This is a genomic window from Stutzerimonas sp. LR2 (assembly GCF_055755175.1).
This window is the reverse complement of the sequence record NZ_JBVTRR010000001.1, coordinates 444,819-456,792: the sequence shown is the minus strand read 5'-3', so window position 1 is coordinate 456,792 and position 11,974 is coordinate 444,819. Positions and strand designations below refer to the sequence as shown.

The 11,974-nt window shown below is 68.3% G+C and carries 9 protein-coding genes; 8 read left to right on the top strand and 1 reads right to left on the bottom strand.

All coding sequences use genetic code 11. The features are described from left to right. Window positions 1–168 precede the first annotated feature (168 nt). The 8 genes from ACVRRC_RS02110 to ACVRRC_RS02075 all read left to right on the top strand — a co-directional run bounded on the left by ACVRRC_RS02110 (window position 169) and on the right by ACVRRC_RS02075 (window position 10,918). Window positions 169–2,904 carry an AMP-binding protein gene (locus tag ACVRRC_RS02110; RefSeq protein WP_472996578.1) on the top strand — a complete coding sequence of 912 codons (2,736 nt, stop codon included), beginning with the start codon at window positions 169–171 and terminating at the stop codon, window positions 2,902–2,904. Window positions 2,905–2,972: 68 nt separating this feature from the next. Next, window positions 2,973–4,898, top strand: a complete 1,926-nt coding sequence (locus tag ACVRRC_RS02105) for a bifunctional sugar phosphate isomerase/epimerase/4-hydroxyphenylpyruvate dioxygenase family protein (RefSeq protein WP_472996577.1) — start codon at window positions 2,973–2,975, stop codon at window positions 4,896–4,898. A 116-nt stretch (window positions 4,899–5,014) separates the two neighbouring features. Then, window positions 5,015–7,507: an ATP-binding protein gene (locus ACVRRC_RS02100; RefSeq protein ID WP_020307958.1), complete on the top strand. Its 2,493-nt coding sequence runs from the start codon at window positions 5,015–5,017 to the stop codon at window positions 7,505–7,507. Between the two features lie 160 nt (window positions 7,508–7,667). Next, a complete protein-coding gene (gene purE, locus ACVRRC_RS02095) occupies window positions 7,668–8,156 on the top strand; it encodes a 5-(carboxyamino)imidazole ribonucleotide mutase (protein ID WP_013981400.1) in 489 nt (162 codons plus the stop codon). Between the two features lie 73 nt (window positions 8,157–8,229). Then, window positions 8,230–9,315, top strand: a complete 1,086-nt coding sequence (locus tag ACVRRC_RS02090; RefSeq protein WP_043942081.1) for a 5-(carboxyamino)imidazole ribonucleotide synthase — start codon at window positions 8,230–8,232, stop codon at window positions 9,313–9,315. A gap of 84 nt (window positions 9,316–9,399) precedes the next feature. Next, a complete protein-coding gene (locus ACVRRC_RS02085; protein ID WP_013981402.1) occupies window positions 9,400–9,651 on the top strand; it encodes a GlsB/YeaQ/YmgE family stress response membrane protein in 252 nt (83 codons plus the stop codon). A gap of 53 nt (window positions 9,652–9,704) precedes the next feature. Next, window positions 9,705–10,241, top strand: coding sequence for a DUF3299 domain-containing protein (locus ACVRRC_RS02080; RefSeq protein ID WP_472996576.1), 537 nt, complete (start codon window positions 9,705–9,707; stop codon window positions 10,239–10,241). Continuing rightward, on the top strand, window positions 10,238–10,918 hold the full coding sequence (locus ACVRRC_RS02075; protein ID WP_106156399.1) for a uracil-DNA glycosylase family protein: 681 nt from the start codon (window positions 10,238–10,240) through the stop codon (window positions 10,916–10,918). Before ACVRRC_RS02080 ends, ACVRRC_RS02075 begins: the two co-directional genes overlap by 4 nt. Here ACVRRC_RS02075 and ACVRRC_RS02070 read toward each other — a convergent pair. Continuing rightward, the gene (locus ACVRRC_RS02070) at window positions 10,908–11,897 is read right to left on the bottom strand and encodes a 2-hydroxyacid dehydrogenase (RefSeq protein ID WP_125871541.1); all 990 of its coding nucleotides are present in this window, start codon (window positions 11,895–11,897) and stop codon (window positions 10,908–10,910) included. The genes ACVRRC_RS02075 and ACVRRC_RS02070 overlap by 11 nt on opposite strands. Window positions 11,898–11,974: the final 77 nt, after the last annotated feature.

The following is an 11,974-nucleotide window of genomic DNA, read 5'->3' as shown; positions in this document are numbered from 1 at the left end:
AGCCCTTCGGTGGCGCCGTCGGGATCGGGGCTGACGGTAAATTGGCGAATTGTGCAGCCAACGGCAAAGTTTTGTTGCTTAACAAGCGGCAACTTTTTTGAGGGGTGCTGTCTTAGGTCTGCAATCCGCGCCATGGCCAGGCCGGACCCTAGCCAAGGAAAGACAGCCGTGAACCACGACTTCGACGCCGCCGTGCCCCAATCGGGGTCGGCTTTCCCTGCGCCCGACTCCGACTCTGTCAGCGCCGAGCCCACAACCCTGTACGCGGCGTTCGCCCAGCTGGCGAGCCGCGTACCGGAGCAGCCCGCCGTGCTCTCCACGCGCTACGCAGCGCTGGATCACCGCGGCCTGCAACAGGTGATCGAGCAGACCCGCCGACAGCTGCGCCAGGCCGGTTTCGGCCGCGATGCGCGCATCGGTGTAATGCTGCCGGAAGCGCCGCAGGCCGCGGTCGCCATCATCGCCGTCGCCTGTTCGGCGGTCGCCGTACCGCTCGATCCGCGCCTCGGCACGGTCGAGCTGGACCAGTTCCTCCAGCAGCTTCCGCTCGATGCGCTGCTGATTGCCAGCGATGGCGACCAGCAGGGGCGCCGCGCCGCCGAACGCCACGGCCTGCCATTGATCAGCGCCGAGGCGGCGGAAGACGGCTCGCCGGCGCTGCAACTCGCGATGCCGGTCGCGGCACGGCCTGCACCGGATGAGCTGCCGGAACCGGACGCCCCGGCGTTCATCCTGCGCAGCTCGGGCACCACCGCGCTGCCCAAGCTGATTCCCTTCACCCATCGCAACATGCTGACCGCCGCGCGCAAGTGGCAGCGCTGGTTCGGCCTGAATGACGGCGATCGTTGCCTGTGCGTTTCGGCGCCTTACTACTCCCACGGCCTGAAGGTCACCATCCTCACGCCGCTGCTCGGCGGCGGCAGCGTGGCCTTTCCGCTCAGTCCGGCGGTGGTGGACGTGCATGAATGGTTCGAGACGCTGCGGCCGAGCTGGTATTCCGCCGGGCCGGCGTTGCACCTGGCGATCCTCGAGGCGGCCCGCGCGCATCCCGAGGGCCTGGGGCGGCAGCGGCCGCGTTTCGCTTCTTCCGGCGGCGCCCCGCTGGGGCAGGAGATCATCGACAGCTTCGAGCGCACCCTGGGCTTCCCGCTGCTGGAACACTACGGCTCCAGCGAGGCCGCGCAGATCGCCGCCAACACCCCGGACGCGCGCAAGCCCGGCACGGTCGGGCGTCCCTGGCCGGAGACCCTGAGCATCGTCGGCGAGGACGGTCAGCCGGTCGCCCCTGGCGAGCGCGGCGAGATCCGCGTGCGCGGCGCCACGGTGATGCCTGGCTACCTCGGCGACGAGACACTCAACCACGAGGCGCTGCGCGACGGCTGGTTCCACACCGGCGACATCGGCAGCCTCGATGAAGAAGGCTTCCTGCACCTGCACGGGCGTCTGCGCGAGGTGATCAACCGCGGTGGCGAGAAGGTCAGCCTCTCGGAAGTCGATGCCGCGCTGCTGCGCCATCCGGCCGTGGCCGAAGCCGCGGCGTTCGGCGTACCCCATCAGCGCCTCGGCCAGGACGTCGCCGCGGCAGTGGTACTGCGTCCGGCAATGGCGGTGACGGGCGCCGAGCTGCAGCGTTTCCTGCGCGACGAGCTGGTCTACTTCAAGGTGCCGCGGCGTGTGCAGATCGTCGAGGCATTGCCGCGCGGGCTGACCGGCAAGGTGTTGCGCCATCGCCTGGCCGACGACTACGTCCAGCAGCGCAGCGAGCGTGCCCGGCTGGCGACCGGCGCGGTCGCGGCTTCGCAGCTGGAACAGGACGTGCTGGCCATCTGGAGGCGCCTGCTGAAGACCGATGCGGTCGGCCCTGAGGACAACTTTCTCGACAGCGGTGGTGATTCGCTGCTGGCCACCGAGATGCTCACCGAACTGGAACAGATGCTCGGTCGGGTGATTCCCGAGTCGGTGCTGGTGGAAGCCGAGACGGCCCGCGAGCTGGCGCTGCGCCTGGAAAACCTGGCTTCGCACGTCATCCCGGTGATCGACTTCAACGCCCAGGCCGGACGGCAGTCGCTGTTCTGGTTCCACGGCGATTTCGCCCACGGTGGCTATTACATCCGGCGCCTGGCGCGCCTGCTCGGGCCGCGGCAGCCGTTGACCGCCATCGCGCCGCATGGCATGGGCGACGAGGCGATCCCCGAGTCGGTGCAGCAGATGGCCCGCGAGCGCCTGCCACTGATCCTCGAACGCCAACCGCAGGGGCCATATCGCATCGGTGGCTACTGCAACGGCGCGCTGGTGGCCTTCGAGGCCGCGCGCATGCTTCGCGAGGCCGGCCACAGCGTGGAGATCGTCGCGCTGATCGATCCGCCGACGGCCAACGTGCGGCCCTGGTCGCGGGTGATCCTGCGCAGCCTCGATCGCGTCCTGCCGGACATGTACCTGGCGCGGGCCTACGAGGCCCTCAGCCGCTTCGGTGAAACCAGCAAGTGGCCCTATCCCAAGCGCATCGCCAACCTGGCCTGGAAGGTCGCGCGGCGCAGCGTGCGCATGGTGCGCGAGCGCCTGGCCGGCCATGTGCCGACGCCGCCCACCGCGCGTGACCGCGAGGTGCGCGCGCGCTTCCTGCGTTACTCGCTGGTGATGGCGCGCTACCTGCCCGAGCGCATCGACGCACCGGTGGTGTACTTCTCCGCCGATTACACCAGCCGCGCCTGGCGCAACATGGGCACCAGCTTCGAGAGCTACGACGTGCTCGGCGGCCACCACCGCTGCGTGAAGGACTACACCGCCTCCATCGCCACGCCGTTGCGGGCGCTGCTGGAAGACTCGGCCGCCGCGATGCCCGGCCAGAGCGGCCTGATCCTGCCGCTGACCGAGCCGGCCAAGCGTGATGGCATGGCGCCCTGAGCATGGTCGCGGCAATCACAGGCCGGTGGCCGGCAGGGCCCCGACACCCCGGTAACAGGAGTAACCGCATGAAGCACTCGATCGCCACCGTATCCCTCAGCGGGACCCTGCCGGAGAAGCTCGAGGCCGCGGCGGCCGCCGGCTTCGACGGCATCGAACTGTTCGAGAACGACCTGCTCTACCACTCCGGCAGCCCGCAGGACATCCGCCGGCGCTGCGAGGATCTGGGCCTGGCGGTCACGCTGTTCCAGCCGTTCCGCGACTTCGAGGGCTGCCCGCGCGAGCGCCTGCAGCGCAACCTCGACCGCGCCGAGCGCAAGTTCGATCTGATGCAGGAGCTCGGCGCCGAACTCATGCTGCTGTGCAGCAACGTGCAGGCCGACGCGCTGGGCGACCGCGAAACGCTACTCGGCGACCTCGCCCTCATCGCCGAGCGCGCCGGCGCTCGCGGGCTGCGGGTCGGCTACGAAGCGCTGGCCTGGGGCCGCCACGTGAAGACCTGGCGCGATGTCTGGACGCTGGTGCGGCAGGTCGATCATCCGGCGCTGGGGGTGATTCTCGACAGTTTCCATACCCTGGCCCTGGGCGACGATCCGAGCGGCATCGTCGAGATTCCCGGCGAGCGGATCTTCTTCGTGCAGCTGGCCGATGCGCCCGTGCTGGCCATGGACGTGCTGGAGTGGAGCCGGCACTTCCGCTGTTTCCCCGGTCAGGGCGAGTTCGACCTGGCAGGGTTCCTCGCGCCGGTGCTGCAGGCCGGCTACAGCGGGCCGCTGTCGCTGGAGGTGTTCAACGACGGGTTTCGCGCCGCGCCGCCCAGGGGCATCGCCGCCGATGGTCTGCGCGCGCTGTTGCACCTGGAGGAGCTGACCGGCCAGCGTCTGGCGACCAGCGCCAGCTCGGCGCCAGCCGCCCAGGCGCTGTTCGCACCGCCACCCGCGCCCCGTTACGAGGGCATCGACTTTCTCGAGTTCGCCGTCGACGAGCCTCATGCCGCGCGCCTGGGCAACTGGCTGCAGCAGCTGGGCTTCGCCCACGTCGGCCAGCACCGCTCGAAGGAGGTGCAGCTGTACCGCCAGGGCGAGATCAACATCGTGCTCAACGCCGAGCCGTATTCCTTCGCGCACAACTACTTCGAGGCGCACGGCCCCTCGGTGTGCGCCATGGCGCTGAAGATCGATGACGAGGCCTCGGCCCTGGCGCGCGCCTGCGCCTTCGGTGGTCAGCCCTATCGTGGGCTGATCGGGCCGAACGAGCGGCAGATTCCGGCCGTGCGGGCGCCGGATGGCAGCCTGATCTACCTGCTCGAATCCGGCGCGCCGGGCCAGAGCAACTACGACATCGATTTCCGCCTGCATGCCGTGGCGCCAGTGGGCGCGGGCCTGCAACGCATCGACCACATGGCCACGGCGCTGCCGGCCGAGAGCCTGGCCAGCTGGGTGCTGTTCTACCGCAGCCTGTTCGACTTCGAGGCCGATGACGAGCTGCTGCTGCCCGACCCCTACGGGCTGATGCGCTGCCGTGCCGTGCGCAGTCCCTGCGGACGGGTGCGGCTGCCGCTCAACACCTCGCAGGACCGCGACACGGTGATCGCCCAGGCGCTGTCCAGTTACCGCGGCGCCGGCGTGCATCACGTGGCCTTCGCCTGTGACGACATCTTCGCCGAGGTGGCTCGGGCGCAGGCGGCCGGGGTGCCGCTGCTGGAGATTCCGCGCAACTACTACGACGACCTGGCCGCCCGTTTCGACTTCGACGATCGGCTGCTCGCCGAACTGGCGCGCTACAACGTGCTGTACGACCGCGACGCCGAGGGCGGCGAGCTGTTCCACGTCTACACCGAGCCCTTCGAGGGACGCTTCTTCTTCGAAATCCTGCAGCGCTGCAATGGTTACGCTGGCTACGGTACGGCCAACGTGGCGGTGCGGCTGGCGGCGATGGCCAAGCAGTGTCGACGCAGCGCGAGCCCGGCCGCGAGTCTGGCCAGCGCGTCCTGATCCTGCGCCGGGCATGCGGCCAAGGCCGTAGTCCGCCGCTGCGGTGGCGATGTTATGATCGCCGCCGGCCGCCCCTCTGCTGATTGCCTGCCCTGCGCGGCCGCTGGAGCCCAGTCGTGCCCACCGCTAACCCAATCGGCCTGCGTCAGTGGATCTGGCGGGCCTTCGTCCGCAGCGCGCTGATTCCGCTGGTTCTGGTGGAAACCGCGCTGATCGCGATCTATCTGCTGACCAACAACGCGATTCGCGATGCGCAGATCGAGTACCTGCGCGACACCGCGCTCAATGATCTGCAGGCAGCGGTCAGCCTCGAATCGCGCCTGGTCAGCGAGCAGCTCAGCCAGATCGGCGCGCTCACGCAGGTGTATCGCAACCTCACTGCCCAGGCGCTGCACAGCGGCGAGCCGGCGGCACTGCCGGAGCTGGCGCTGAGCGCCGATGGCGTGCGCTACAGCCCGGAAAACAATGGCGGTGCCGCGGTCTTCTACTCCGGAGCGACGCCCGCCGAGCGCCACGATCTGGAGAAGATCGCGCGGCTGCGACAGCTCGAGCCGCTGATGAAGGAGATCGAGGCGCGCAATCCGCTGATCGCCAGCCTCTACTTCAACAGCTGGGACAGCTTCAACCATATCTACCCGTGGTTCTTCACCCTCGACCAGTACCCGGCGGACATGGACATCCCCAAGTACAACTTCTATTACCTCGCCGATGCCGAGCACAACCCGGAGCGCGGCGTGGTCTGGACCGATGTGTACCTCGACCCGGCCGGACACGGCTGGATGATGTCGGCGATCGCACCGGTCTACCGCGACGATTTCCTCGAAGGGGTGGTGGGCATCGACATCACCGTCAGCGGCATCCTCGAACAGATCGGCCAGCTGCAGGTGCCCTGGGGCGGCTATGCCATGCTGGTCAGCGACGACCTCACGATCATGGCCCTGCCGGAGCCCGGGGAGACGGATTTCGGCCTGGCCGAGCTGACCAACCATTCCTACCTGGATGCGATCCGCAGCGAGATGTTCAAGCCCGAGGACTTTCGCCTCGATCGACGTCCCGAAACGGCCGAGCTGGCCGCGGCGATATCCGGCGCCGCCAGCGGCGTGCAGCAGGTGATGCTCGGCGGCAGGCCGCAGCTGGTGGCCTGGACCACCGTGGCGCAGACCGGCTGGCATCTGCTGACGGTGGTCGACGAGGCCGCGGTGTTTCGTCAGACCAATGCCCTGGCCAGCCGCTATCGGCAGATCGGCTACCTGCTGATCGCCGGCCTGGTGCTGTTCTACATCGGCTTCTTCGCCCTCATGTGGCTGCGTGCGCGCCAGCTCAGCCAGGCGCTGCTGACGCCCATCGCCGGCATCTCGCGGATGCTCGGCGAGATCGGCCTGGGTCGCTGGCGGCCCGAGCCGCTGCAGGCGCAGATCCGTGAACTCGACGAGATGTCGCGGCACACCCAGGAGATTGGCAGCCGCCTGGCCTACAGCGAGTCCGAGCGCTGGGAAGCGCAGCGGCGCCTGGAACTGGTGCTGGAAAGCGCCACCGAGAGCCTCTGGGAGTACGACATGGCGAACCATTCGCTGCGCGTTCGTGGCGCGATGGTGGCGCGCTTCGGCCTACCGTCCGGGCAGCTCAGCGACAGCGATTTCCGTCAGCGCATCCACCCGGACGACCTGCCCCAGGCGCTGGCGCAGATCGAGCGGGTGCGCGAGGGGCTGCAGCAGCGCTACGAGGCCAAGTACCGCTTCGCCGACAGCATGGGTGGATACCACTGGCTGCTCAGTCGCGGGCGCGTGCTCGAGCATGATCCGGACACCGGCGCGGCGCGCGTGCTGGCCGGCACCCATGTGGACATCGACGCCCTCAAGCGGGTCGAGGAGGAGCTGCGCGAGGCAACGCTGCAGGCCCAGGCTGCCAGCGAAGCCAAGGGCCGGCTGCTGTCGGGCATCAGCCATGAGCTGCGCACGCCGCTCAACGCCATCCTCGGCTTCGCCCAGCTGATGCGCATGGACTGCGACGATGAAAGCCAGGCCGAGGCGGCGGAGTACCTCGACGAGATCCTGCTGGCCAGCCGGCACCTCAATCAGCTGCTGGGGGAAATCCTCGAATGGTCGAGCCTGCAGAACGAGCCGGCGCAGCTCGAGCTGCAGCCGGTGAACGTCTGCGAGCTGATGCGCGAATGCGCCGAGCTGGTCTCGCTGGACATCCAGCAGCGTGGGCTGCGGCTCGACCTGAGCCTGCCGGACGAGCGCCTGCTGGTGCTCGCCGAGCCGCGGCGGCTGCGCCAGGTGCTGTTGAATCTGTTGTCCAACGCCATGAAGTACAACGTGCCCGAGGGGCACATCAGCCTGCGTGCCGAGACCAGCCCGAGCCATGTACGCCTGCTGGTGGAGGACACCGGTCTGGGCATCGACCCCGCGCAGCAGGCGCAGGTGTTCGAGCCCTTCCAGCGGCTCGGACGGGAGAACAGCATGATCCAGGGCACCGGTATCGGCCTGTCGCTGTGCCTGGAGTTCGCCAGGCTGATGAACGGCCAGATGGGTCTGCACAGCGAGCCGGGCGTCGGCAGCCGTTTCTGGATCGAGCTGCCACGGTTGGCGCCGGCCGCATCGAGCTAGCGGCCCGACCATGCGGGGTACTGGCCGGTCACGCCTTGCGCTATACTGCGCGGCTTTCGCGCGGGCGGCCTGTGGCCGGTTCGCGCCCATCCAGGCCACGCTCTTTTGCGTGGTTTGTTGTTATTGACGCGCCCGCGGGCGCCCGACGAGAGGCACGACGATGAGCGCACTGGTAGGCGTGATCATGGGCTCCAAGTCCGACTGGTCCACCCTGAGCCACACCGCCGACATGCTGGAAAAGCTGGGCATTCCCCATGAAGTGACGGTGGTGTCCGCCCACCGCACCCCGGATCTGCTCTTCCAGTACGCCGAACAGGCCGAAGCGCGCGGCCTGCGCGTGATCATCGCCGGTGCCGGCGGTGCCGCCCACCTGCCGGGCATGTGCGCCGCCAAGACCCATCTGCCGGTGCTCGGCGTGCCGGTGCAGTCGTCGATGCTCTCCGGGGTCGATTCGCTGCTGTCCATCGTGCAGATGCCGGCCGGCGTGCCGGTCGCCACCCTGGCCATCGGCAAGGCTGGCGCGATCAACGCCGCGCTGCTCTCGGCGAGCATCCTCGGCCACGAATTCCCCGAGTATCACCAGGCGCTGAAGAAATTCCGTGACGAGCAGACCCAGACCGTGCTCGACAATCCGGACCCGCGCGGTTGAGCCGGGACTAAACTCTGCTTCCCAGCGACGCGCGCGTCGCGCGCTGAATCTGCCGCCTAGAAGGGCCGTTGATATGAAAATTGGTGTGATCGGTGGCGGCCAGCTGGGCCGCATGCTGGCCCTGGCGGGCACTCCGCTGGGCATGAGCTTCGCCTTCCTCGACCCCGCGCCGGACGCCTGCGCGCAGGCCCTCGGCGAGCACATCCGCGCCGACTACGATGACAAGGACCACCTGCGCCGGCTGGCCGACGAAGTGGACCTGGTCACTTTCGAGTTCGAGAGCGTGCCGGCCGAGACGGTGGCCTTTCTCTCGCAGTTCGTGCCGGTCTACCCGAGCGCCGAATCGCTGCGCATCGCCCGCGATCGCTGGTTCGAGAAATCCATGTTCAAGGAGCTCGGCATTCCCACCCCGGCGTTCGCCGACATCCAGTCCCAGGCCGACCTCGACGCCGCGGTAGCCGGCATCGGCCTGCCCGCCGTGCTCAAGACCCGTACCCTGGGCTATGACGGCAAGGGCCAGAAGCTGCTGCGCAAGCCGGCCGATGTTGCCGGTGCATTCGCCGAGCTGGGCAGCGTCCCGTGCATCCTGGAAGGTTTCGTGCCGTTCACCGGCGAAGTCTCGCTGATCGCCGTGCGTGGCCGGGATGGCGAAACCTGCTTCTACCCGCTGGTGCACAACAGCCACGAGAGCGGCATCCTGCGGTTGTCGGTGGCCAGCAGCAACCATCCGTTGCAGGCGCTGGCCGAGGACTATGTCGGTCGCGTGCTCGCGAAGCTCGACTACGTCGGCGTGCTGGCCTTCGAATTCTTCGAGGTGGACGGCGGCCTGAAGGCCAACGAAATCGCTCCGCGCGTGCACAACTCCGGCCACTGGACCATCGAAGGTGCCGAGTGCAGCCAGTTCGAGAACCACCTGCGTGCCGTCGCCGGCCTGCCGCTGGGCTCGACCGCCAAGCTGGGCGAGAGCGCCATGCTCAACTTCATCGGCGAAGTGCCGCCGGTGGACAAGGTGATCGCCATCGAGGATTGCCACCTGCACCACTACGGCAAGGCCTTCAAGGCCGGGCGCAAGGTCGGCCACGCCACGCTGCGCTGCCCGGATCGCGCCACCCTGGACCGGCAGATCACCGCCGTGGAAAGCCTGATCCCGCATTCCTGACGGCCGACCGTCCGGCGCCGGCGAACGGCGACGGCGCCCTCCGGTCCATTGGTTACCTACCTTTCGGACCTGAGGAGCACAACCATGGGCATCATCGGCACCATCATCATCGGCCTGATCGTCGGCCTCGTTGCGCGTTTCCTGAAGCCGGGCGACGACAGCATGGGCTGGATCATGACCATCCTGCTGGGTATCGGCGGCTCGCTGCTGGCGACCTACGGCGGTCAGGCGCTCGGCCTGTACCAGGCGGGCGAGGGCGCAGGCTTTATCGGCGCCGTGGTCGGTGCGATCATCCTGCTGGTGATCTACGGCATGGTCACCAGCCGCAAGCACTGACCCGCCGCGGGGCCGCGCCCTGCGGCCCCGTTCCCTTCTCACGTAGTGACCTCATGCGTTCATTTCTCGCCTCGCTGTTCTGCTGTCTCGCCCTCGTTGCCACCGCCCATGCCGCGCCATCGGAACTCGACTGGCTGGAACTGATGCCGCCCGAGGATCGCCAGGCGCTGGAGGAGATGCCGGAGATCGACCATGCGACGCCCGAGGACCTGGGCTTCAGCGATCAGGGCGGGCTCAAGCAGGAGGCCGGACTGCCGGCGGTGATGTATTCGGCCAAGACGGTCGCCGAGCTGAACGGCCGCGAGATCCGTCTCGGTGGCTACCCGGTGCCGCTGGAAAGCGATGCCCGCGGGCGCAGCACCGAGTTTTTCCTCGTCCCTTATCCCGGTGCCTGCATCCACGTGCCGCCGCCGCCGCCGAACCAGATCGTGCTGGTGCGTTACCCCAAGGGCATCGCCCTGGAGGACATCTACGCGCCACTTTGGGTCGACGGACGCCTGCAGATCGAGCCGGTCAGCAACGATATGGCCGATGCCGCCTATGCCCTGGACGCCGCGGCGATCGAGCTGGTCGAAGAAGACGACTATTGAACCGTGTGCCTGCATCGCTGCGCCAGGCGCTGCGTGACCTGGCTGCCGACACCGACGGCATCGATACGGCGATCTATGCAACCTACGACCGTGATCCGCTGGAGCCCATCATCGGCCTCGGTGACGCCGACGCGCCGCTCTGCTTCTTCGGCCGCGACCCGGGCCGCGAGGAAGTGCGTCACGGCGAGCCCTTCATCGGCGCCGGCGGGCAAATCGTCCGGCGCGTGCTCTATCGCCACCTGCACGGCGCAGAGATGCCGGACTTCGAGGCGGGCCGGGCGCTGGGCCGGCACTACTTCTGGATCAACACCGTGCCGTACAAGCCCATCGGCAACAAGGCCTGGTCCATGGCGGTGAAGCGCCGCTTCCAGCCGCTGATGCGCCAGTTGCTGATCGACAGCTGGCATGGCCGGCACATCGTCACCCTCGGTCGCGAGGCCTTTCTCTGGTTCGCCATCGGCCAGCCGCGCGAGGCGCGCCAGCGCCTGGAGGCGTTCTGGCAGCGTGAGGATCGCTTTACGGCCAACCTCGATATCGACCTGCAGGACGCGCAAGGCCACGCACGAACCTTCACCCTGCACCCGCTGCCGCACCCCTCACCGCTGAACCAGACCTGGTTCAAACGCTTCCCCGCGTTGCTGGAAGCGCGCCTGCGCCAGCTCGACGCTAGTCGCTGACCTGATTGGCGAGCTGCCCGGCCTGCCAGGCAGCGACGTTGCCCAGGGTGGTGCCGGCGATGGCTGCCAGCGCCTCCTCGGTGAGGAAGGCCTGGTGGGCGGTGACGATCACATTGGGGAACGACAGCAGCCGCGCCAGCACATCGTCCTGCAGCGGCAGGCCGGAGTGATCCTCGAAGAACAGCCCGGCTTCTTCCTCGTAGACATCCAGCCCCAGATAGCCGAGCTGGCCGCTCTTCAGCGCGCCGATCAGCGCCGGCGTGTCGATCAGCGCGCCGCGGCCGGTGTTGATCAGCATGGCGTGCGGTTTCATGGTCGCCAGGCTCTGCTGGTTGATCAGGTGACGGGTCTCTTCGGTGAGCGGGCAGTGCAGGCTGACGATATCGCTGCCGGCCAGTAGCTCGTCGATCGCCACGTAACGCATGCCGAGGCGCTCCAGCTCCGGGTTGGGGTAGGGGTCATAGAGCTGCACCTCGCAGCCGAAGCCCTGCATGATCCGCGCGAACACCGCGCCGATCTGCCCACTGCCGACCACACCGACGCGCTTGCCGACCAGATCGAAGCCGGTCAGCCCCTGCAGCGAGAAGTTGCCTTCGCGGGTGCGGTTGTAGGCACGCGGCAGACGGCGGTTGAGCGCCAGAATCAGTGCCACGGTGTGCTCGGCCACGGCATGCGGCGAGTAGGCCGGCACCCGCACCACCGGCAGACCGAGACGCCTGGCGCAGGGCAGATCGACATGGTTGTAGCCGGCCGAGCGCAGTGCGATCAGCCGCGTGCCGCCGGCCGCGAGCTGCTCCAGCACGGGGGCGGAGAGCACGTCGTTGACGAACGGGCAGACCACTTCGGTGCCCGTCGCCAGGGCCGCGGTGTCAGGGTCCAGGCGGGTCTCGAGAAAGTGAAGCTCGAAGCCGTGGGAGCGGTTGGCGGCCTGGAAGCTGTCACGGTCATAGGGCTTGCTGCTGAACAGGGTGATGCGCATGGGGGCCTCGCGATAAGGGGCGACTGCCGACAGGGTGCGACAGTTGCCCGCCGCGGCCAAGTCGCTTCTGTCGCCCG

Bases quoted from the DNA above. Each gene is read 5' to 3' on its own strand.
- ACVRRC_RS02105 (WP_472996577.1), top strand. From the start codon at position 2,973: ATGAAGCACTCGATCGCCACCGTATCCCTCAGCGGGACCCTGCCGGAG.
- purE (WP_013981400.1), top strand. From the start codon at position 7,668: ATGAGCGCACTGGTAGGCGTGATCATGGGCTCCAAGTCCGACTGGTCC.
- ACVRRC_RS02090 (WP_043942081.1), top strand. From the start codon at position 8,230: ATGAAAATTGGTGTGATCGGTGGCGGCCAGCTGGGCCGCATGCTGGCC.
- ACVRRC_RS02085 (WP_013981402.1), top strand. From the start codon at position 9,400: ATGGGCATCATCGGCACCATCATCATCGGCCTGATCGTCGGCCTCGTT.
- ACVRRC_RS02080 (WP_472996576.1), top strand. From the start codon at position 9,705: ATGCGTTCATTTCTCGCCTCGCTGTTCTGCTGTCTCGCCCTCGTTGCC.
- ACVRRC_RS02070 (WP_125871541.1), bottom strand. From the start codon at position 11,897: ATGCGCATCACCCTGTTCAGCAGCAAGCCCTATGACCGTGACAGCTTC.